Raw genomic sequence first — 20,877 nt, 5'->3', positions numbered from 1 at the left:
GGAGAACGACCGTGACCCACCCCCGTACCGGCCTCGGCGAGCCCCGCGGCCCCGCGTTCACCGCCGCCGACCGCCCCGGCGCCGCGCTCCCGCGGCCGGCGGGCGGACCCCCGCCGGGCGGGCCCGTACCGCCGGCGTCCCCGTACGCCGGACCCGCGGCCCCGGCACCCACCCCGACCCCGCCCCCGGCGCCGCGCCGTGCGGCGAACCGCGCCCTGGCCGTCGCCGTCGTCGCCGCAGTCCTCGCCGGCGGCGCGGCCGGCTTCGCCGCAGGCGAGATACGCGGCGCCGGGGGCGGTGAGGAGGCGGCGGCCGGCGCACCCCCACCGGCCGCCGCCGGGCGGAACCCGGGCGGTCTCGACAGCGTCGCCGCCCGGGTGCTGCCCGGCGTGGTGTCGGTGCAGGCCGGCGGCCGGCAGGGCTCCGGCTTCGTCTTCGACGACCGCGGCCGCATCCTCACCAACGCCCATGTCGTCGGCGGCGCCACCGACGCCTCCGTGGTGCTGCACAGCGGGCGCCGGGTGGACGCCGAGGTGCTGGGCCGCAACACCGGCCGGGACGTGGCGGTGCTGGAGGTGGCCGGTGCGTACGCCCCGCGCCCGCTGCCGATGGGCCGCGCCGCGGACCTGTCCGTCGCCGACTCCGTCCTCGCCATCGGCTCGCCGCTGGGCCTGTCCGGCACCGTCACCTCCGGCATCGTCAGCGCCGTCGACCGCGAGGTCTCCCTCGGCGGCGGCGCCGAGCAGCCGGCGGTGCAGACCGACGCCTCCATCAACCCCGGCAACTCCGGCGGCCCGCTGGTCGACGCCCGCGGCCGGGTCGTCGGCATCAACACCGCCAACGTCTCGGACCGGGACGGCGGCGGCTCGATCGGCATCGGCTTCGCCGTGCCCGTGGAGGACGCGGTCCGGGCTGCGGACTCGATCATCGACGGCGATTAGGTTCTCACCCATGCGGATTCTCGTGGTCGAGGACGAAGAGGACCTGGTGGGCGCCCTCCGGGTCGGGCTGGTGCGCTCCGGGTACGCGGTCGACACCGCCGCCGACGTGGACGGCGCGATGGAGAGGCTCGGGGTCAACGACTACGACCTCGTGCTGCTCGACCTCACCCTGCCCGACGGCGACGGCCTCGCCGTCTGCCGGGAGATACGCGCGGCCCCCGGCGGCCCGCGGATCCTGATGCTCACCGCCCGCGACCGCCTCGCCGACCGGGTACGCGGCCTCGACGCGGGCGCCGACGACTACCTCGTCAAGCCGTTCGCGCTGCCCGAACTGCTGGCGCGGATACGGGCCCTGCTGCGCCGCGACGAGGGCGGCACGTCCGTCGTGGAGGTCGGCGAACTGCGGCTGGACACCGCCAGGTTCGAGGCGTACCGCGGGACGCGCCCGCTGCGGCTCACCCCCAAGGAGTTCGGGGTGCTGCACTACCTGATGACCCGGCCCGGCCGCGTCATCTCCACCGAGGAGCTGCTGGAACACGTCTGGGACGAGAACGCCGACCCGTTCACCAACACTGTGCGCGTCACGGTCGGCTCGCTGCGCCGCAAGGTCACCGGCCAGGACGAGCCGCTGATCGAGACCGTCATCCGGCACGGCTACCGGCTGCGGGAGGAGGCGCCGTGAGGCGGCCCCGGCTGCCGCTTCCGGCGTTCGTGCACACCATCCGCTTCCGGCTCACCGTGCTGTACTCGGCGCTGGTCTTCTGCCTGACCGCGCTCGTGCTCGGCGGCGCGTACGTGGCGGTGCAGCGCAGCGGCGACGCCCACCCGGTCAGCAAGGAACTCCAGGCCGAGAAGCGGGTGGACGGCGTACGGGTCGGGGACATCGACGTCGTCAAGGCCGAGGACGTCGAGGCCGCCGTCAACTACGAGACGCTGGGCAACCTGCGCAACTTCTCCTTCGCCGTGCTCGGCGGCGTGGCCGTCGCCAGCCTCGGCACCGGCTGGGTGCTCTCCGGCCGCGCACTGCGCCCCGTACGCGCCATCGCCCGTACCGCCGAGGAGATCCAGGCGGGCAGCGACCTCTCCCGCCGGATCCGGCTCGACGGGCCGCGCGACGAGCTGCGCATGGTCGCCGACACCGTCGACTCCATGCTCGACCGGCTCGACGGCGCCTTCGCCGCGCAGCGCCAGCTCGTCGACGACGCCTCGCACGAGCTGCGCACCCCGCTGGCCATCATCCGGGCCAACCTCGACGCGGTGCTCCTGGCCGAGGAGTCGGAGCCGGAGGAGCGCGGCCGCGCCGTCGCCGTGGTCGACCGGGCCACCACGCGGATGACGCGGCTGGTGGAGGACCTGCTCGCCACCGCCCGGCGGTCGGCCGCCGCGTTCGCCGACGCCGACGTGGACCTGGCGGCGGTGGCGGACGAGGCGTGCGAGGAGTTCGCGCCGCTGGCCGCGGAGCGGGGGCTGGTGATCCGGCGCCGGCTGCACGAGGGCCTGGTGCTGATCGGCGACCCGTACGCGCTGCGCCGGGCCGTCGGCAACCTGCTCTCCAACGCGGTCCGCCTCGCGCCCGCCGGCACCCGCATCACGGTGGCCGCCGGACGCGCGGAGGGCTGGCTGTGGATCGCCGTGCAGGACGCGGGCCCCGGCATCGGCGAGGGCGAGCAGGCCCGCGTCTTCGACCGGTTCTGGCGCGGCCAGGCCGGCCAGGAGGGCCGCCCCCGGGACCGGCACGCGGGGCTGGGGCTGGCGATCGTGCGGCAGATCGTGGAGTCGCACGGCGGGCAGCCGCGGCTGTTCTCGCGGATGGGCGCGGGCAGCACGTTCGTGCTGTGGCTGCCCGACGTGGGCGCCGCGGCCGGGGCGCGCACGGCGGGCGGCCCGCCGGACGAGCTGCCCGCGGAGATGCGCGGCGCGGCAGGCGAAGGGCCGGCGGGCGAAGGACCGGGCGACGAGGGGCCGGGGGACGGCCGGGCGGCGGAGGTGCTGGAGAAGTAGGCGCCGCGGGGCGGCCGTTCGTACCGCGTACGGCTCAGGCCGCCGCCTTCACCTTCGTGGCGTACACGTCGACGTACTCCTGCCCGGACAGCCGCATGACCTCGCTCATGACCTCGTCGGCCACCGCGCGCAGCACGTACCGGTCGCGGTCCATGCCCTCGTAGCGGGAGAAGTCCAGCGGCGCCGCGAAGCGCACCGTGAACCGGGCGATCCGCGGCCGGCCCGAGCCGCCCGGCTGGATCTTCTCCGTGCCGACCATCGCGAACGGCACCACCGGCGCGCCGGTCATCAGCGTCAGCCGCGCCACACCGGTACGCGCCCGGTACAGCCGGCCGTCGGGGGAGCGGGTGCCCTCGGGGTAGATGGCGAAGACCCGGCCCTCCTCCAGGATCCGGCGACCGGTCATCAGCGCCGCGACGCCGCCGCGACCGCCGTCCCGGTCCACCGGGATCATCCCGACCGAGGTGAAGAACCAGGCCATCAGGCGGCCCTTGAGGCCCTTGCCCGTGACGTACTCGTCCTTGCCGATGAAGAACACCGGCCGCTTCACGACCAGGCCGAGGAACATCGAGTCGACGAACGTCAGGTGGTTGCCGGCGAGGACGACCGGGCCCGTGCCGGGAATGTGCTCGTGACCCTCCACCCGGGGGCGGTACAGGACACGCATGAGCAAGCCGAGGAACGCCTTGATCAGGATGCGGAACAACGAAGGATCCTCCGGTCGGGATGGTGACTCTTGCGACGATACTCGCCTGTCCCGGCGCATCCCACCCCGGATTCGACCGGCCGAGACGCAGTGTTGCCGCCGATTTAACGAGCACGCCGCCGCAAGTCTCCCGTACCCCCGCAGGTGCGGCCTAACATCGGGCCGTCTTTTGTCGAGGCGCCGGCACGGCGCGGGTACGGCGGAGAGGTGGCTGACATGAGCGACGGCGGTACGGAGGGGTGGAAGCCCGGCAGACGCGCGGTGCTCGGCGCGGCGGCGCTGGGCGGCGCGGTGGCCGCGGCGGGCCTGCCGGGTACGGCGCGGGCCGCGGGCGGCTCCGGCGGCCACGGCGGGCCGGGCCCGGGCGGGAAGCTGCCGAACCCGGCGGTGATCGCGCACCGCGGGGCCAGCGGCTACCGGCCGGAGCACACCCTCGGTGCGTACGAGTTCGCCCTCGACATGGGCGCCGACGTCATCGAGCAGGACCTCGTCCCGACCCGGGACGGCCACCTCGTCTGCCGGCACGAGAACGAGATCGGCGGCACCACCGACGTCGCGGACCACCCCGAGTTCGCCGACCGCAGGACCACCAAGACGGTCGACGGCGCGGCGATCACCGGCTGGTTCACCGAGGACTTCACCCTCGCCGAGCTGAAGACGCTGCGCGCCACCGAGCGCATCCCGGCCGTACGGCAGCGCAACACCCTCTACGACGGCCGCTGGGAGGTGCCCACCTTCGAAGAGGTGCTCCGGTGGGCCGAGCGGCAGCGGCGCGCCACCGGCCGGGCGGTGTGGCTGCACGTGGAGACCAAGCACCCCACCTACTTCCGCTCCATCGGCCTGGAGCTGGAGAAGCCGCTGGCGCGGCTGCTGCGCCGCTACGGCCGCGACCGGCGCAACTCGCCCGTCTTCCTCCAGTCGTTCGAGCCCACCAGCGTCGAGCGGCTCGCCCGGCTCGTGGACTCGCCGGGCGTCGTGCTGCTCGGCGCGGCGTCCTCGCGGCCGTACGACTTCGTCGCGGCGGGCGACCCGCGCACCGTCGCCGACCTGGTCAAGCCCGAAGGGCTGGCGTGGATCGCGGGCTTCGCCAAGGGCCTCGGGCCCACCCTGGACCTGATCATCCCCAAGGACGCCACCGGCAGGCTGCTGGAGCCCACCACGCTCGTGGGCGACGCGCACGACGCCGGGCTGGTGCTGCACCCGTACACGATGCGCAACGAGAACAGCTTCCTGCCGCTGGACTTCCGCACCGGCACCGACGCGGCGCAGTACGGCGACGCCTTCGGCGCGTTCCGGGTCTACTTCGAGACGGGCATCGACGGCATCTTCACCGACAACCCCGACACCGGGCTGCTCGCCCGGGACGACTTCCTCTCGAAGGGGTGAGCCGCGGGGCCGCCGGCAACCGGCGGCCCCCGCCCGCTCGTCACCCCCTGCATGTCCACCGAGCGCCCCGAGGATCACGGCCCGGCCGTCGCGCTGCGCCCGCTGCTGCGGGCGGAGGCGGCGGCCGAGTCGTACGCGACCGGAGTCGATGCCGCGGACGTCGAACAGTGCGTGCTGCTGCGGCTGCTGGAGCACGGCGCGGCGGGCGGGCAGCCGGCGCCCGCGGACGCGGCGTGGGTGCGCGCCGCGGTACGGGCCGAGGTGCGCGCCGCGCGCCGCCGGGCCCGGCGCGAAGTGCCGCTCGGCGCGGCGGGGGAGGGGGCGTACGGCACCGGGGACCCGGGGGCGTACGAGGCGCAGGAGGCCGGTGCCTACGGGGACGATCCCGCCGCTGTCGTGCTCGCCGCCGAGCGGCACCGCGCCCTGCACGCCGCGGTGCGCCGGCTGCCTGCCCGCTGCGCCGGGCTCCTCGCCGCACAGCTCGATCGCGCCGATCCCACGTACCGGGATATCTCGGGCGAGTTGGCAATATCACAGGGAAGCCTGGGCCCAGTCCGTAGCCATTGCCTGACCGCGCTGCGCAGAATGCTCACGGCGGAGGTTGCGCCGGGTGAAGTGCGGGGAAACACGCGGTAGGCCGCAGGTTTTGCGGCCTGTCTACCGGGGTGCACTTAAGGAGGCGGGCGCGGCATGGGCAAGAGTGTGACGATTACGCCGGCGACGAACGACGACGCCGAGCAAGTCCTGAAACTCCAGTACCTCTGTTACCAGGCCGAGGCCGCGCTGTACGGCGACTACCGCATACCCCCGCTGACCGAGACCCTCGACGAGCTGCGTGCGGAGTTCGACCGCGGCGCCGCCGTCGTCGCGCGCCTGGGCGACGAGGTCGTCGGCGCCGTCCGCGGCACGGTCGAGGCCAACGGCACCGCCGTCATCGGCCGGCTCATCGTGCACCCCCGGATGCAGGGCCACGGCCTCGGCGCCCGGCTGCTGCTCGCCATGGAGGTCCGGCTCGCCGAGGGCGGCGAGGCGGTCAAGCGGTTCCAGCTCTTCACCGGGCACCGCAGCGAGGCGAACCTGCGGCTGTACCGGCGACTGGGCTACGAGCCGGTGGGCACGGAGAAGGTCAGCCCGCGGCTGAGCCTGGTCACTCTGGAGAAGGCCCCGCAGGGCGCCCCTGCGAAGACCGTTTCCCCAGCCACCACAGCCCGATGACCGGCAGGATCACGGGCAGGAAGAGGTAGCCGCGGCCGTAGTCGGACCACACGGTCTGGTCCGGGAACTCGGACGGCTGCACCTCGGTCCACGTGCCGATCGCCAGCACGCCGACCAGCTCGGCGGTGATGCACACCAGCGCGAGCCGGCGCGCCGTCTCGCCGCCGCGCGCGAGGGCGACGGTGATGAGGACGTAGACGACGGCGGCCAGCGCGGAGAGCACGTACGCGAGCGGTGCCTCGTCGAACTGCGTGCTGAGCTGGTAGACCGCCCGCGAGGTGGCGCCGACCGCGAAGACGCCGTACAGCGCGAGGATCAGCCGCCCGGGCCCGCTCGACAGGCCGACGTCCCCGCGCTCGCGCGGCTCCCCGGCCGCCGGCCGCCGGTCAGGCACCGGTGCCCGCCCAGATGTCGTGCAGCCGCACCTGGAGCACGGCCAGGACGAAACCCCCGACGGCCACGGTCGCCGAGCCCCAGCGGCTGCGCTCCGAGAGCGACAGCACACCGGTCCCGGGCACCGCGAGGCCGGCGGCGAGCAGATAGGCGACGAACACCGCCGTGCCCTCGTCCGCCTCCTCGCCGCGGCCGAGCTGCACCAGGCCGACGACCACCTGGGCCAGCGCGAGGACCGTCACCACGGCCATGCCGGCGAAGTGCCAGTCCTTCGTGGGCTGATCCTTGACGGCGGCGTACCCGCACCAGGCCGCGAGAGCGAGCGCGGCCACCGCGACCGCGATCGTCAAGGGGAGGAACATGACTCGACCTTACTGCGTCGTCCCGCGCCCCCCGATCCGGGTCCCGGCACCGTCCGTACGCATCCGGCCACCCGCCCGGCGCGGCGGGCGCGGCCGTGGCGTTGACCACAGCGCACCCCCCGCGCCGCCCTGCCGGCCCGGTCGACCGGCGCCGTATCCACGCAGGTCACGGCGGTGTACGGGGAGGCAGGCAGCGGCCCGTCCGCGGCTGTCCGCAATACGGACATGCGTTCCGGCCCGCTCGGGCCATCTGTTTTACTGGCCCGTATGACCACGACGAGCAGCCGCACCTGTGCGACCGAGGCGAAGAAGATGACGCCCGGTGCTCGCCGTATGTGTCGAATGCACCGCTGAGGGCCCCCGCCACGAGACTCGCGCCCCGAAGCGAGTCCGCGGGCCGCTCGGCCGCCGTGCCACGCACGGCCGTGCCGTGAGCCGCGCCCGCGTGCCCCGAGGCCGCACCGCACCCCCGTGTGCACCGCCGCCAGGAGCACCCCGTCACTTGAGCCACCCCAGTCACCCCTGTCACCTCAGCCACTCCACTCACCCGAGCAGCGCGCCCCGCCGTGGGCGCGCCCGTGCCCGCCCGCGCCCGCGGCGGGCACCCGAGAGCGATGGAACCCACGTGATCACAGTTACGGACCTCAAGAAGGTCTACCGCTCCCGCGGTCGCGAGACCGCCGCGCTCGACGGCGTCGACCTGCGCGTACGCGAGGGCGAGGTCTTCGGCGTCGTCGGCCGCAGCGGCGCCGGCAAGTCCACCCTCATCCGCTGCATCAACCTCCTGGAGCGCCCCGACTCCGGCACCGTCACGGTCGCCGGCCAGGACCTCACCGCCCTGTCCGGCAGCGAGCTGCGCGCCGCCCGCACCCGTATCGGCATGATCTTCCAGCACTTCAACCTGCTGAGCGCCCGCACCGTGCAGGACAACGTCGAACTGCCGCTGGAGATCCTGGGCCTGTCCGGCCAGGAGCGCGCCCGCAAGGCGCTCGAACTCCTCGACCTCGTCGGCCTCGCCGACCGCGCCAGGTCGTACCCGGCGCAGTTGTCCGGCGGCCAGAAGCAGCGCGTCGGCATCGCCCGCGCGCTCGCCGGCGACCCGCAGGTGCTGCTCTCCGACGAGGCCACCTCCGCGCTCGACCCCGAGACCACCCGCTCCGTCCTCGCGCTGCTGCGCGAACTCAACCGCGAACTCGGCCTGACCGTCCTGCTCATCACCCACGAGATGGACGTCGTCAAGGCCGTCTGCGACTCCGCCGCCCTGATGCGCTCCGGCCGCATCACCGAGTCCGGCACCCTCGACGAACTGCTGGCCACCCCCGGCTCCGAGATCGCCGCCCAGCTCTTCCCGGTCGGCGGCGAGGCATACGGCACCAGGAGCACCATCGTCGACATCACCTTCCACGGCGACACCGCGAGCCGCCCGGTGATCTCCCACCTGTCGCGCACCTACAACCTCGACGTGTCGATTCTCGGCGCCGCCATGGACACCGTCGGCGGCCGGCAGGTCGGCCGGATGCGCATCGAGCTGCCCGGCCCGTACGAGGAGAACGCCGTCCCCCTGGGCTTCCTGCGCGAGCAGGGCCTACAGATAGACCCGGTCGGCATCGACGCCGACCGGGTCGGCGCCGGCGCCGCCGGCCTGTCCGCCCTGGAGAGTGCCAAGTGAGCTGGACCGAGATACGCCCCGAGCTGCTGACCGGGCTGTGGGAGACGCTGGCCATGGTCGGCTGGGCGGCGCTCGTCGCCGTCGTACTCGGCACCCCGCTGGGCGTGCTGCTGGTCCTCACCGACCGCGGCCGCCCGCTGGAGAACGTCCTCGTCAACCGGGTCATCGGGCTCGTCGTGAACATCGGCCGGTCGCTGCCGTTCATCATCCTGATGCTGGCGCTGACCGCCTTCACCCGCGCCCTGGCCGGCACGTCCATCGGCCTCAAGGGCGCGATCGTGCCGCTGGCCATCAGCGCCGTCCCGTTCTTCGCCCGGCTGGTGGAGACCGCGGTACGGGAGGTCGACGCCGGCCTCACCGAGGCCGTCCAGTCGATGGGCGGCAGCACCTGGACCGTGGTCCGCAAGGCGCTCCTGCCGCAGGCGCTGCCGTCCCTGGTCGCGGGCCTGACCACCACCGTCATCGCCCTCGTCGGCTACTCCGCCATGGCCGGCGCCGTCGGCGGCGGCGGCCTCGGCGACGTCGCCATCCGCTACGGCTACCAGCGCTACGAGGGCGACATCATGCTCGTCACCGTCGTGCTGCTCGTCGTCCTCGTCAACGTCGTCCAGTTGATCGGTGACTTCTTCGTCCGCAGCCTCGCGGACCGCAGCACCCGCAGCGCCGCCTACCTGCGCATCTCCCGTCCCGCCAGGGCCGGGGTCACCGCGGTCGCCGGCGTCGCGCTCGTCGGCACGCTCACCGCCGGCACCATCGGGCTGACCTCCGACGGCGGCGACGGCGACGCGAACACCGTCACCGTGGCCGCGACGCCCGCGCCGCACGGCGAGATCCTGACCTTCGTCAAGGACAACCTCGCCGAGGACGCCGGGATCGACCTGCGGATCCGCGAGTTCACCGACTACGTCAAGCCCAACGAGGCCGTCGCCAACGGCGAGGTCGACGCCAACTTCTTCCAGCACACCCCGTTCCTCGACGACTACAACGACAAGAACGGCACCGACATCGTCCCGACCGTCGGCGTCCTGGTAGAACCGCTCGGTCTGTACTCCGAGGAGGCCGACGACGTCTCCGGCCTCGGCAGCGGCGACACCGTCGCCGTACCGAACGACACCACCAACGAGGGCCGCGCCCTCCATCTCCTCGACGCCCAGGGCCTCATCGAGCTGAAGGACGGCACCGGCCTCAACGCCACCCTCGGCGACATTGCCGACGACCGCGGCCTGGACATCGAGGAACTGGAGGCGGCCCAGACACCGCGGGCGCTCCAGGACGTCGATGCCGCCGTCATCAACGGCAACTACGCCATCGACTCCGGCCTCGACCCGCGGACCGACGCCGTCGCGCTGGAGGAGGCCGAGGGCAACCCCTACGTCAACATCCTCGCCGTACCGGCCGACGACGCGGACAACCCGGAGATCAGGAAGCTCGGCGAACTGCTCAACTCCCCCGAGACCAAGGCGTTCATGGAGAAGGAGTTCCCCTCGTCCGTACCGGTGTTCGGTCCCGTCGGCTGAGCCGTGGCATATCCGCCCGCGGATGCTGCATGCTGTCCGGGTCAGCTCGTCATCGGTCCACGCACTCGGAGAAGCGCATGTCATCCACCTTCCCGGACGTCTCCCTCAGCACGGACCGGCTGGTGCTCCGACCGTTCGACGAGGAGGACGTGCCGGCGCTGACGGAGATGATGAACGACGAGGCCGTCACCGCGTGGACGCAGGCGCCGCACCCGTACACACGGGACGACGCCCGCGACTGGGTGACGCGCGTAGCCCCGGCCGAGCGCACCGGCGGCCGGGGCATCGTCTTCGCGGTCTCGGAGTTCCTCACCCAGCGGCTCGTGGGCGTCGTCCACCTGCGGCGCACCGACTGGCGCACGCTGGCCGCCGAGGTCTCGTACGTCGTCGCCCCCTGGGCGCGCGGCGAGGGGTATGCCGCGGAGTCGGTGCTCGTCGTGGCCCGCTGGCTCTTCGACGTGCAGAAGTTCGAGCGTCTTGAGCTGCGCACCGCCGCGGACAACACCGCGGCGCAGCAGGTCGCGCAGAAGCTCGGCGGCATCAGCGAGGGCGTGCTGCGCAACGCCTGGATAGCGCGCACCCGCACCGAGGACGGCGGCTGGACGGACATCCGCACCGACCTGATCGTCTGGAGCCTGCTGCCGGAGGACCTGGACGCGGACGGCGGGAGTAGTGTGCTCTGACGCTCCCTTACCTCCGGTGCGCCCTCGTACGAACGGCCGCGTACGGCCGCGTACGCGCGCGCCGCCGCGGGCCGGGAGCGGGGCGCCGGCCCGCCGGCGCGTCCCGCAGCCGACGACCAGGGGAGAAGTGAGCGATGGCGGACCGCGTCACCGTGATCGGGTGGGACGGTTCTCCGCCGACCGACGCGGCGCGCGCCGCGCTCGGCGCGGCCAGCCTCGTCGCCGGGGCGGCCCACCACCTCGACCTGCCCGAGGTGCCGCCGGGCGCCGAGCGGATCCGCCTGGGCAGCGTGGGCCTCGCGGCCCGCAGGATCGCCCGCCACCGCGGCTCCGCGGTGGTGCTCGCCGACGGCGACCCGGGCTTCTTCGGCGTCGTACGCACCCTGCGCGCCCCCGAACACGGCCTGGAGGTCGAGGTGCTGCCGGCGGTCTCGTCCGTCGCCGCCGCCTTCGCCCGCGCCGGGATGCCGTGGGACGACGCCCAGGTCGTCGTCGCGCACGAGCGCAACCTGCGCCGGGCCGTGAACGTCTGCCGGGCGCACCCCAAGGTCGCCGTCCTCACCTCGCCGGGCGCGGGCCCCGCCGAACTCGCCCTGCTGCTGCGGGACGTGCACCGGACCTTCGTCATCTGCGAGGAGCTGGGCGGGCGGCAGGAGCGGGTGACGGTGCTCACATCCGACAAGGTGGCGGACCACGTCTGGCGGGACCCGAACGTGACGCTGGTGATCGGCGGCGGCATCGGGTCGGGCGCCGGCGCGGTGCCCGCCGCTGCCGGCACCGCGGGCGCTCCCGGGGCTCCGGGGGCTCCCGGCCAGGGCGCCGCCGGGCAGCCCGCGGCCGGCGGCTGGCTGGCCGGACACGACGCCGGCTACCCGCCCGCGCTGCGCGGCTGGAGCCTGGCCCCCGCGGAGTACGCCGCCGCACCCGACGAGGGCGAGGCGCCGCAACTGCGCGCCGTCCAACTCGCCCGGCTCGGGCCCCGGCAGGGCGACCTGGTGTGGGACATCGGCTCCGGCAGCGGCGCGGCGGCCGTCGAGGCCGCGCGCTTCGGCGCCGCCGTCATCGCCGTCGACCGCGACCCCGACGCCTGCGCCCGCGCCGCCGCCGCGGCCCGCCGCTTCGGGGTGCTGCTCCAGACCGTCCACGGCACCGCCCCCGGGGTACTCAACGACCTGCCGGAGCCGGACGTGGTGCGGGTCGGGGGAGGGGGCGCGGCGGTCGTCGCGGAGTGCGCCGCCCGGCGCCCGGAGCGGATCGTCGCCCACGCCCGTACCCGGGACGCCGCCGAGGAGGTCGTACGGGCCCTCTCGGACGCCGGATACGCCGTGGAGTGCTCGCTGCTCCAGTCCGTCGACCTCGACCCGGACGCCCCCGCGGACGCCGGGCAGGGCACCGGCTGGCGGGAGCGGGAGCGCACCGTGGTGTTCCTGATCGCGGGGAGCCGCGGGAGCTGACCCGGGGGTGCGCGCGGTGCGCGCGATGCGCTCCGGGAGCGCGGGAGGCGTGCGCCGGGTGCTCCCCGGGATGCGCCCGTTGGCACCCGCGGGCCCCGACCCCAGCCGGACTCGCGTGCGGATTGCGGGTAGGCTGGCCGACTGTTGTGCCGTGACCTGGCGTTCGTTGCAGCGTTGCCGAATGCCGGTAATGTCCGGGGGTCTTGTCGCAGTTGTCGGGAAGGTAAACCCTGCTGGACGGTCGTGCCGCCGGGCGGGGTGTGCTCGTTCTAGCTATGGGCGGCCGGTCTGTCCCGCGGGGGGCTGCTGCCGGACGGACGGTCGGAGAAGGAGCTGGAGCGATGGGCGAGGGGTACGGACGCATGACTGACACCGGCAAGCTCCCGGAGGGGCACCAGCCGGGGCCGGACGACGCCGCCGGAGGACACCACTCCGCCCCCGCCGCCGCGCAGCCGGGCGCCCCCGCGCCCGCCCCGGACCCCGAGCCCGCCCCCGCGGCGGACGACGACGACTTCCTGTTCCTGCCCGGCGCGCAGGGCGCCTGGACCGACCCGCGGCTCCCGGCGGCCGCCGGGGCGACCGCGGACACCGGCGCGCGGAGCGCGCCGCCTGCGGGCGGTGCGGAGCCGGCCACGGGCGGGCAGCGGCGTCCGCTGCACATGGGCCCGCCGGTGCCGGAGACGGCCGGGGGAGTGGTGCGTTCGCTCGCCGACCGGGGTCCGGCGAGCGGTTCCGTGGACACCCGTGAGGCGGTCGCCGCCGCGGACGCGGGCGCGTCGAGCGCCCCGGGCGGCGTAGCCCCGATCGGTGGCGCTCCGGGCGCCGGCGCTTCGGCGGACGGCGGCAACGCGGCCGGTACGGAGGCCGGTTCGCCGGTTCCGGCTGCGGCCGGGCCGGAGGCCGCCGCGGTGCAACGCGGGCCGGAGGGGCCGGGAGCGGTGCCGGGTGCCGGGCAGGCCGTGCAGGCCGGACCGCAGGCGGTGGCCGCTGACGTACCCGAGCAGACTTCCGCGGCGGGCGGGCCCGTTCACGCCGCCGCACCCGGGGAGGGCGGGACCTCGGCCCACGGGTCGCTGCCGACCGCGGTGGGTTCCGTACCGCCGCAGGTGGCCGGGGCCGGCGGGCAGGTCCCGCAGCCGCCGGTGCGTACCCCGGGGCCGCCGACGGTCGGCCCGGAGTACCTGGACGTCACCCGCGTCGGCCCGGCCCACCTGCCGGGTCCGCAGCTCGGCGAGATCCCGCCTGCCCCGGCGGGCTGGACGACCGTCTCGCACGCCGCCGACGCGGAGACCGTCGCCCCGGCCACGCCGCGGGAGGTCGGTGCGGAGGACTCCGCGGGCGCGACCGCCCCGGAGGCGGCCCCCGCGCGCGACGGCGCCACGGTGGCGGCCCCGGTGCCCCCGCCGTCCGGCGCGACGCCCGAACAGGGCGCGTTCGACGGGACCACCCCGGGCGCCGACGGCGAGCAGGCCGCCGCGGCGCAGGCCGCGAACCCCACGGCCGAGCAGGGCGCGGGCGGTACGCACGCACCGGCTCCCGTGAGCGCCGGCGTGGACGCGGCACAGGCCGCCGTCCGCAGGGCGGCGGCCTCGGCGGGCGCCTCGCTGGGCCGCGGGATCTCCACCCAGGACAGGTCCGTTACGCCCTCCGGCGGCCAGGGCGGTGCCGCCGAGGCACAGCCCGCAGACGCCGCTCCCGCGACCGGCGGGCAGGCCGTCAACGGCACCGCGACCCCGCAGGCCGCCGCAGCGACCCAGGCGACGGTGCCGGCTCCCGCGGAACAGGCGCAGGCTGCCGGGACCGGTGAACTCGCCGACGGTGCGGCGCCGCACGCCGTACCCGCCGCGGCGCAGTCCGGCGACGGTGCCGCGCCGCAGGCCGCCGCTGCCGCCGAGCCCCGGGAGACCGACGGCCGACCCACTGACATGCAGTCCGGCACCGACTCCCCGGCGCAGACGGCCGGTCGCACCGATGCCGCCGCGGGGGACCAGCCCGCGGACGGCGGGGCGGCCCCGGCCGTAACGGAGGGGCAGACGGACGACGGCTCCCGGCCCGACGCCGGGGAAGAGAAGCCGGCGGACCACACGACCCCCGCCGAACCCCCGGCCGCGGCGCAGGTGAACGGGCACGCCAGGACGGACCGTCCGGGCGGCGCCGCCGAGCAGCCCGCGGACGGGGCCGTGCCCCATCCCGTGGCCAACGGGCAGCCCGTCAACGGCACCAAGGCGCGGGCCGCGAACGGTCAGGCCGTGCCCGGCGGGCAGCCCGCCGTACCCGCCGCGCGGACGGCGGGCGACGACGCCGCCGCGACCGGCCCCGTACACGCGGCAGCCGGTGCCCGGCGCGGCGTGTCGCTGGACGTACAGACCGACGCCGAGCCCGCTCCGCCCGCCACCGCCGCGGACGCGGCGGCCGACTCCGCGTCCGAAGTCCCGCCCGAGGGCGAGGTGACCGCCGCCAACGCGCGCGCCGGCGCCCTCGTCACGCAGCTCCGCGCCCGGCGCCGCCGCGGCACCGCGGTCAGCGCGCCGGTCACCGCCGCCGCTGCCCCCACCGGTGACGGCCAGGCGGCTGCCCAGGACGCCGCGGCTCCCGGCGTCTCCGTACCGGCGCAGGGCCCCCCGGCGCCCCAACCCGCCCCGGCGGACGACGCATCGGCCACCCCGGCCCCCGCCGCCGGCACCCCGGCCCCCGCCGCTGCCCCCGCCGCCGCGACGGACGCACCCGCAGCCGACGCACCCGCCGCAGCGACGGACACACCCGCCGCCGCCGCGGACGCACCCGCTCCCGCCCCGGCGGACGCCCCCGGCGACGAAGCCCCCGCGGACACCCCCGACGCCGCCCCCGGCTTCGCCGACGCCGAGCGCGCCGCCGTCCACCGCGTCATGCGCGAACGCCGCGACATCCGCAACGGCTTCCGCTCCGACCCCGTCCCCCACGAGGTGCTGCTCCGCGTCCTGGAGGCCGCCCACACCGCCCCCAGCGTCGGCCACTCCCAGCCCTGGGACTTCGTCGTCATCCGCTCCGAGGAGACCCGCCACCGGATGCACGAGCTGGCCGCCCGCCAGCGCGAGGCGTATGCGAAGAGCCTCCCCAAGGGCCGGGCGAAGCAGTTCAAGGAGCTGAAGGTCGAGGCCATCCGGGACACCCCGGTCAACATCGTCGTCACCGCCGACCCCACCCGCGGCGGCCGGCACACCCTCGGCCGGCACACGCAGCCGCAGATGGCCCCGTACTCCTCCGCGCTCGCCGTCGAGAACCTCTGGCTCGCCGCCCGCGCCGAGGGCCTCGGCGTCGGCTGGGTCAGCTTCTTCGACGAACGCGAACTCGTCCGCGAGCTGGACCTGCCGGAGCACCTGGACGTCGTGGCGTACCTCTGCGTCGGCTACGTCGACGAGTTCCCCGACGAGCCGGAGCTGGTGCAGGCCGGCTGGTCCAAGCGCCGCCCGCTGTCCTGGGTCGTCCACGAGGAGAGCTACGGCCGCCGCGCGCTGCCCGGCGAGGACCCGCACGACCTGCTCGCCGAGACGCTGGAGGGCATCCGCCCGCTGGACGCCAAGGCGCTCGGCGAGGCGTGGGAGCGGCAGAAGCGGATGACGAAGCCGGCCGGCTCGCTCGGCGTGCTGGAGATCATCGCGGCGCAGCTCTGCGGCCTGTCCCGGAAGTGCCCGCCGCCGGTGCCGGAGCCCGCGGCCGTCGCGGTCTTCGCCGGCGACCACGGCGTGCACGCGCAGGGCGTCACGCCCTGGCCGCAGGAGGTCACCGGCCAGATGGTCGCCAACTTCCTCGGCGCCGGCGCCGTCTGCAACGCCTTCGCCGCCCAGGTGGGCGCCGAGGTGTGCGTCGTGGACGCCGGGGTGGCCGCGGAACTGCCCGCCACCGCGGGTCTCGTACCGCGGAAGGTGCGCAGGGGCACGGCCGACATGACCGCGGGCCCCGCGATGACCCGCGAGGAGGCGCTGCGGGCCGTCGAGGTGGGCATCGAGACCGCCCGTGACCTGGTCGCCGCGGGCAACAAGGCGCTGCTGACCGGCGAGATGGGGATCGCGAACACGACCGCGTCCGCCGCGATCATCGCCGTCTTCACCGACTCCGAGCCCGCCGAGGTCACCGGCCGCGGCACCGGCATCGACGACGAGACGCACGCCCGCAAGGTCGAGGCCGTCCGCCGCGCCATCGAGGTCAACCGCCCCGACCCCTCCGACCCGATCGGCGTGCTGGCCGCGGTCGGCGGCCTGGAGCACGCCGCGCTCGTCGGCTTCATCCTCGCCGGCTCCGCGCTGCGCACGCCCGTCATCCTGGACGGCGTGAGCGCGGGCGCGGCGGCGCTGGTCGCCCGCGCGGTGGCGCCGGAGTCGCTGGCGGCCTGCGTCGCGGGCCACCGCAGCCCGGAGCCCGGGCACGCGGCGGCGCTGACGAAGCTGGGGCTGCGCCCGCTGATCGACCTCGACCTGCGTCTCGGTGAGGGCACCGGCGCACTGCTGGCGCTGCCGCTGGTGCAGAGCGCGGCGCGGGCGATGCACGACGTGGCGACGTTCGACGCGGCGGGCGTGACGGAGAAGGGCTGAGCGCAGGTGCGCGTACGGCCCGGAGAGAGCGGGTCGTACGCGGCCGTGTGCTGACGGCCCGCGCGGGTCCCCGGTACGCGGGGCAGGTGTCCGCCGCGACGGGGCTTCCGCGCAGGCCATAGGGTTGGCGTCGCGGGCCGCACGCGCCGCGGCCCGGCAACCGACCGCAGTCAGCGACGAACCGCCGCTCCAGCGCCGCAGCGGCCGGCACACGTACGAGGAGCCGCTCGCCATGTCCCGTCCCCCCGCCCGTCCCGCCCCCGGTTCCGACGCGTCTCCGTACCCCGTCGGCCTGCGCCTCGCGGGCCGGCGCGTCGTCGTCCTCGGCGGCGGCCAGGTCGCCCAGCGCCGGCTGCCCGCGCTGCTCGCCGCAGGCGCCCGGGTCACGCTCGTCTCGCCGTCCGCGACCCCGTCCGTGGAGGCGATGGCGGACGCCGGGGAGCTGACGTGGGAGCGGCGGCGGTACGCGGACGGGGATCTGGAGGGCGCCTGGTACGCGGTCGTGGCCACCCGCGACCCCGAGGCCAACGCCGCCGCCTCCGCCGAGGCCGAGCGCCGCCGCGTCTGGTGCGTACGCAGCGACGACGCCTCCGCCGCCACCGCCTGGACCCCGGCCACCGGCCGCAGCGAGGGCGTCACGGTCGCCGTGCTCACCGGCAGCGACCCGCGCCGCTCCGCCGCCGTCCGCGACGCCGTCGTGGAGGGCCTGCGCGACGGTACGCTCACCGCCCCGCACCACCGTACCCGCGTCCCGGGCGTCGCCCTCGTCGGCGGCGGCCCCGGCGACCCGGACCTCATCACCGTCCGGGGCCGCCGGCTGCTCGCCGAGGCCGACGTCGTCATCGCCGACCGCCTCGGCCCCCGCGACCTCCTCGACGAACTGCCGCCGCACGTCGAGGTGATCGACGCCGCGAAGATCCCGTACGGGCGGGCCATGGCCCAGCAGGCCATCAACGAGGCGCTGATCCGGCACGCCAGGGCGGGCAAGGCGGTCGTCCGGCTCAAGGGCGGCGACCCGTTCGTCTTCGGCCGCGGCATGGAGGAGGCGGAGGCGCTCGCGCAGGCGGGCGTGGCGTGCACGGTGGTGCCGGGCGTCACCAGCGCGATCAGCGTTCCGGCGGTAGCCGGCATCCCGGTCACGCACCGCGGGGTGGCGCACGAGTTCACCGTCGTCAGCGGCCACGTCGCGCCCGACGACGAGCGATCGCTCGTCGACTGGCCGGCGCTCGCGCGGCTGCGCGGCACGCTGGTGCTGCTCATGGCGGTGGAGCGGATCGGCGCCATCGCGGAGACGCTCGTACGCGAGGGGCGCGACCCCGCGACGCCGGTGGCGGTCGTGCAGGAGGGCACGACCGCGGCGCAGCGGCGGGTGGACGCCACGCTCGCCACGGCGGCGGAGGCGGTGGAGCGTGCGGGGGTACGGCCCCCGGCGGTGATCGTCGTCGGCGAGGTCGCGGCGCGGTCGTTCGGCTGAGCGGACGGCCGCGTGGACGGCTGAGCGGACCGCGGGCCCGGTCGCCCGGCCGAAGGAACGGCGGCCCGGCCGGCCCCGCCGCGTACCCCGGCGTCGGGATTCCGCCCGCGGCACGGCAGGATCGTCCCGTGGCAGAACTCCTGACGATCGACGACCCCGCCGACCCGTGCCTGTCCGACTACGCCGGCCTCACCGACGTCGAGCTGCGCCGCCGGCGCGAGCCCGCGGAGGGGCTGTTCATCGCCGAGGGCGAGAAGGTCATCCGGCGCGCGGTCGCGACCGGCTACGAGACGCGCTCGATGATGCTCTCCGCCAAGTGGGTCGACGTGATGCGGGACGTCATCGACGCGCTGCCGGCGCCCGTGTACGTCGTCAGCCCCGAGCTGGCCGAGCAGGTCACCGGCTACCACGTGCACCGCGGCGCGCTCGCCTCCATGCACCGCAGGCCGCTGCCCGAAGCCGCCGGGCTGCTGGCGCGCGCCCGCCGCGTCGCGGTGCTGGAGACCGTCAACGACCACACCAACGTCGGCGCCGTCTTCCGCAGCGCCGCCGCCCTCGGCATGGACGCCGTGCTGCTCTCGCCGGACTGCGCGGACCCGCTGTACCGGCGGTCCGTGAAGGTCTCCATGGGCGCCGTCTTCCACGTCCCGTACGCGCGGCTGGAGTCCTGGCCGCACGATCTGGAGACGGTCCGCGAGGCGGGCTTCACCCTCGTCGCCCTCACCCCGGACCCGCAGGCGGTGCCGATCACCGAGGCGGCGCCGCAGCGGCTGCCGCGGGTCGCCCTGATGCTGGGCACGGAGGGCGCCGGGCTGTCGGCGGGGGCCCTGCGGGCGGCGGATCAGCGGGTACGTATCCCGATGTCGAACGGCGTGGACTCGCTGAACGTCGGCGCCGCCGCGGCCGTCGCGTTCTACGCGGTCGCCACCGCCCCGGCCGAGGGCTGAACCCGGCCCCGGCGGCCGGGCCGCAGCGCGTGGCCGAAAACCGCCGCGGGCCGCGGCGGGCGCGGTGGGCCGCCCCCGGACCGTGCGGCCCGGCGTGATCCACCGGTTGTACTACAGGGGGCCCTGGCAGCCCTGGGCCGCCGCGATGCCGAGCGCGACCAGCAGCGTCACCGTCACGAACACGATCAGCCGCTGCCGCATCAGCCGCGCCCGGTCCGGCGCCGGCCGGCGCGGCGGCGCGGCCTTGCGCGGCGTCGCCGCGCCGCCCTCGCGCGGCCCGCTCCGCGACCCCGGCATACGCTGCTCCGCCGCCCGCCCGCGCTCCGCGGCCGGCCGGCCCCGGTCCGGCGCCGGTGCCTGCCCCCGCGCCGCACCGCCGCCGCCCGCGCGCTGCCCCGGCCGCTGCGCCGGCCCGGGACGCTGCTGCGCACCCGGCCGCCCGGCGCCCTGCGGCCCGGGGCGCTGCGCGGGGCCCGGACCCGGACCCGGCCGGGCCGGACCCGTCGCCCGCGGCGTCGGCGGCCGGTGCGCGGCGGTCGGGCCCGGGGCCGTACGCTCCGCGGCGGCTCGGCGCGGCGGGACGGCGTCCTCCCTCGGGCCGTGCGTCTCGCGGGCCGCGATCTCCTTCAGCCGCAGCGAGAGCTGGAGCGTCGTCGGCCGGTCGTCCGGCGTCTTGGCCAGGCACGTGCGCAGCAGCGGCGCCAGCGCGTCCGGCACCGCGTCGAGCAGCGGCTCCTCGTGCACCACCCGGTAGAGCATCACCTCGGAACTGCCCTGCCCGAACGGCGAGTCGCCCGTCGTCGCGTACGCGAGCGTGGCGCCCAGCGAGAACACGTCGCTCGCCGGCGTCACCGGCTGCCCCCGCACCTGCTCGGGCGCCAGGAACCCGGGCGAGCCGACCGCCGTGCCGACGTGCGTCAGCGTGGAGGCGCCGGTCGCCCAGGCGATGCCGAAGTCGATGATCCGCGGGCCCTTGGGGGAGAGCAGGATGTTGGACGGCTTCAGGTCCCGGTGCACCACGCCCGCCTCGTGCACGGCGACCAGGCCCTCGGCCAGCGCCGCGCCGATCGCCGCGACCCGCGCGGCCACGAGCGGCCCCTCGTCGCCGACCTTGTCGTGCAGGGAGGGGCCCGGTACGTACTGCGTGGCGAACCACGGGCGGTCCGCGTCCAGATCGGCGGCCACCAGCCGGGCCGTGCAGCCGCCGCGGATCCGCCGGGCCGCCGAGACCTCGCGGGCGAACCGCGAGCGGAACTCCTGGTCCTCCGCCAGGTCAGGCCGGATCACCTTGAGCGCGACCCGCTGCCCGCGCCGGTCGGAGCCCAGGTAGACCACGCCCATGCCGCCCGCGCCGAGCCGCCGGTGGATCCGGAACGAGCCGACGACACGCGGATCCTCACGACGGAGCCGCATCATCGCCATGCCGTAACCATCCCCGCTGCCCGGTCTGTCTGCCGTGCACAGCTTACGGACTTGACCGCCGCTCGCGCTGGCAGGGCGCCGTGCGGCGGGCCGAATTGTCAGTCCCGGGTGGGATCCTGGAGGTATGGCCGGGCCCAAG

General features: G+C 76.0%; 17 protein-coding genes and 1 pseudogene. 14 read left to right on the top strand and 4 right to left on the bottom strand.

Annotation, left to right across the window (positions count from 1 at the left end; translation table 11 throughout):
- The first annotated feature begins 11 nt into the window (after positions 1–11).
- Genes QBL21_RS21125 through QBL21_RS21115 form a run of 3 tightly spaced genes read left to right on the top strand, consistent with a single transcriptional unit; the run spans position 12 to position 2,942 of the window.
- Positions 12–941, top strand: a complete 930-nt coding sequence (locus QBL21_RS21125; RefSeq protein WP_407563790.1) for a S1C family serine protease — start codon at positions 12–14, stop codon at positions 939–941.
- 10 nt (positions 942–951) lie between these two features.
- The gene (locus QBL21_RS21120) at positions 952–1,623 is read left to right on the top strand and encodes a response regulator transcription factor (protein WP_407563789.1); all 672 of its coding nucleotides are present in this window, start codon (positions 952–954) and stop codon (positions 1,621–1,623) included.
- Entirely contained in the window at positions 1,620–2,942 is a 1,323-nt protein-coding gene (locus QBL21_RS21115; RefSeq protein ID WP_407563788.1) for a sensor histidine kinase, read from the top strand. The genes QBL21_RS21120 and QBL21_RS21115 overlap by 4 nt, the downstream gene beginning before the upstream one ends.
- Positions 2,943–2,976: 34 nt before the next feature.
- Here QBL21_RS21115 and QBL21_RS21110 read toward each other — a convergent pair whose 3' ends face one another.
- Positions 2,977–3,648 carry a lysophospholipid acyltransferase family protein gene (locus QBL21_RS21110; RefSeq protein WP_407563787.1) on the bottom strand — a complete coding sequence of 224 codons (672 nt, stop codon included), beginning with the start codon at positions 3,646–3,648 and terminating at the stop codon, positions 2,977–2,979.
- Between the two features lie 216 nt (positions 3,649–3,864).
- Here QBL21_RS21110 and QBL21_RS21105 point away from each other — a divergent pair, with 216 nt between their 5' ends.
- From QBL21_RS21105 to QBL21_RS21095, 3 genes are read left to right on the top strand one after another with little or no spacing between them, the layout of a single operon-like run.
- Positions 3,865–5,034, top strand: coding sequence for a glycerophosphodiester phosphodiesterase (locus QBL21_RS21105; RefSeq protein WP_407563786.1), 1,170 nt, complete (start codon positions 3,865–3,867; stop codon positions 5,032–5,034).
- A 51-nt stretch (positions 5,035–5,085) separates the two neighbouring features.
- Entirely contained in the window at positions 5,086–5,670 is a 585-nt protein-coding gene (locus QBL21_RS21100) for a sigma-70 family RNA polymerase sigma factor (protein ID WP_407563785.1), read from the top strand.
- Positions 5,671–5,724: 54 nt separating this feature from the next.
- Entirely contained in the window at positions 5,725–6,249 is a 525-nt protein-coding gene (locus QBL21_RS21095) for a GNAT family N-acetyltransferase (RefSeq protein WP_407563784.1), read from the top strand.
- On the opposite strand, the gene QBL21_RS21090 is transcribed toward QBL21_RS21095, so the two are convergent.
- Both QBL21_RS21090 and QBL21_RS21085 read right to left on the bottom strand, forming a co-directional pair.
- Entirely contained in the window at positions 6,182–6,643 is a 462-nt protein-coding gene (locus QBL21_RS21090) for a hypothetical protein (protein ID WP_407563783.1), read from the bottom strand. The genes QBL21_RS21095 and QBL21_RS21090 overlap by 68 nt on opposite strands.
- Positions 6,636–7,004 carry a hypothetical protein gene (locus tag QBL21_RS21085; protein WP_407563782.1) on the bottom strand — a complete coding sequence of 123 codons (369 nt, stop codon included), beginning with the start codon at positions 7,002–7,004 and terminating at the stop codon, positions 6,636–6,638. The genes QBL21_RS21090 and QBL21_RS21085 overlap by 8 nt, the downstream gene beginning before the upstream one ends.
- A 625-nt stretch (positions 7,005–7,629) precedes the next feature.
- Between QBL21_RS21085 and QBL21_RS21080 the strand changes: the two genes are divergently transcribed.
- The 8 genes and pseudogenes from QBL21_RS21080 to QBL21_RS21045 all read left to right on the top strand — a co-directional run bounded on the left by QBL21_RS21080 (position 7,630) and on the right by QBL21_RS21045 (position 19,316).
- Positions 7,630–8,673 carry a methionine ABC transporter ATP-binding protein gene (locus QBL21_RS21080; RefSeq protein WP_407563781.1) on the top strand — a complete coding sequence of 348 codons (1,044 nt, stop codon included), beginning with the start codon at positions 7,630–7,632 and terminating at the stop codon, positions 8,671–8,673.
- Positions 8,670–9,389 (top strand): annotated as a pseudogene (locus QBL21_RS21075) (methionine ABC transporter permease); the annotation flags it as partial. The gene QBL21_RS21080 and the pseudogene QBL21_RS21075, both read left to right, overlap by 4 nt.
- A gap of 84 nt (positions 9,390–9,473) precedes the next feature.
- Complete coding sequence (locus QBL21_RS21070) at positions 9,474–10,190, top strand: MetQ/NlpA family ABC transporter substrate-binding protein (RefSeq protein WP_407566497.1); 717 nt, start codon at positions 9,474–9,476, stop codon at positions 10,188–10,190.
- 77 nt (positions 10,191–10,267) lie between these two features.
- Positions 10,268–10,873 carry a GNAT family N-acetyltransferase gene (locus tag QBL21_RS21065; protein ID WP_407563780.1) on the top strand — a complete coding sequence of 202 codons (606 nt, stop codon included), beginning with the start codon at positions 10,268–10,270 and terminating at the stop codon, positions 10,871–10,873.
- 134 nt (positions 10,874–11,007) lie between these two features.
- Positions 11,008–12,327, top strand: coding sequence for a precorrin-6y C5,15-methyltransferase (decarboxylating) subunit CbiE (cbiE, locus tag QBL21_RS21060; RefSeq protein ID WP_407563779.1), 1,320 nt, complete (start codon positions 11,008–11,010; stop codon positions 12,325–12,327).
- A 362-nt stretch (positions 12,328–12,689) separates the two neighbouring features.
- Positions 12,690–16,895: a nicotinate-nucleotide--dimethylbenzimidazole phosphoribosyltransferase gene (gene cobT / locus QBL21_RS21055; RefSeq protein WP_407563778.1), complete on the top strand. Its 4,206-nt coding sequence runs from the start codon at positions 12,690–12,692 to the stop codon at positions 16,893–16,895.
- 232 nt (positions 16,896–17,127) lie between these two features.
- Positions 17,128–18,369 (top strand): uroporphyrinogen-III C-methyltransferase, encoded by a 1,242-nt coding sequence (gene cobA / locus QBL21_RS21050; protein WP_407563777.1) that lies wholly within the window; start codon positions 17,128–17,130, stop codon positions 18,367–18,369.
- Positions 18,370–18,497: 128 nt separating this feature from the next.
- On the top strand, positions 18,498–19,316 hold the full coding sequence (locus tag QBL21_RS21045) for a TrmH family RNA methyltransferase (RefSeq protein ID WP_407563776.1): 819 nt from the start codon (positions 18,498–18,500) through the stop codon (positions 19,314–19,316).
- A 111-nt stretch (positions 19,317–19,427) separates the two neighbouring features.
- On the opposite strand, the gene QBL21_RS21040 is transcribed toward QBL21_RS21045, so the two are convergent.
- The gene (locus QBL21_RS21040; RefSeq protein ID WP_407563775.1) at positions 19,428–20,738 is read right to left on the bottom strand and encodes a protein kinase domain-containing protein; all 1,311 of its coding nucleotides are present in this window, start codon (positions 20,736–20,738) and stop codon (positions 19,428–19,430) included.
- Between the last annotated feature and the right edge of the window lie 139 nt (positions 20,739–20,877).

It is taken from the genome of Streptomyces sp. 184, from assembly GCF_045781775.1.
Lineage (GTDB): Bacteria > Actinomycetota > Actinomycetes > Streptomycetales > Streptomycetaceae > Streptomyces.
The sequence above is the reverse complement of the archived record's forward strand: the minus strand, read 5'-3'. Positions and strand labels throughout refer to the sequence as shown.

Coding starts and splice junctions, on each gene's coding strand:
- QBL21_RS21040 (WP_407563775.1), bottom strand. CDS start 20,738: ATGGCGATGATGCGGCTCCGTCGTGAGGATCCGCGTGTCGTCGGCTCG.
- QBL21_RS21065 (WP_407563780.1), top strand. CDS start 10,268: ATGTCATCCACCTTCCCGGACGTCTCCCTCAGCACGGACCGGCTGGTG.
- QBL21_RS21095 (WP_407563784.1), top strand. CDS start 5,725: ATGGGCAAGAGTGTGACGATTACGCCGGCGACGAACGACGACGCCGAG.
- QBL21_RS21120 (WP_407563789.1), top strand. CDS start 952: ATGCGGATTCTCGTGGTCGAGGACGAAGAGGACCTGGTGGGCGCCCTC.
- QBL21_RS21105 (WP_407563786.1), top strand. CDS start 3,865: ATGAGCGACGGCGGTACGGAGGGGTGGAAGCCCGGCAGACGCGCGGTG.
- cobA (WP_407563777.1), top strand. CDS start 17,128: ATGTCCCGTCCCCCCGCCCGTCCCGCCCCCGGTTCCGACGCGTCTCCG.
- QBL21_RS21085 (WP_407563782.1), bottom strand. CDS start 7,004: ATGTTCCTCCCCTTGACGATCGCGGTCGCGGTGGCCGCGCTCGCTCTC.
- QBL21_RS21100 (WP_407563785.1), top strand. CDS start 5,086: ATGTCCACCGAGCGCCCCGAGGATCACGGCCCGGCCGTCGCGCTGCGC.
- cobT (WP_407563778.1), top strand. CDS start 12,690: ATGACTGACACCGGCAAGCTCCCGGAGGGGCACCAGCCGGGGCCGGAC.
- cbiE (WP_407563779.1), top strand. CDS start 11,008: ATGGCGGACCGCGTCACCGTGATCGGGTGGGACGGTTCTCCGCCGACC.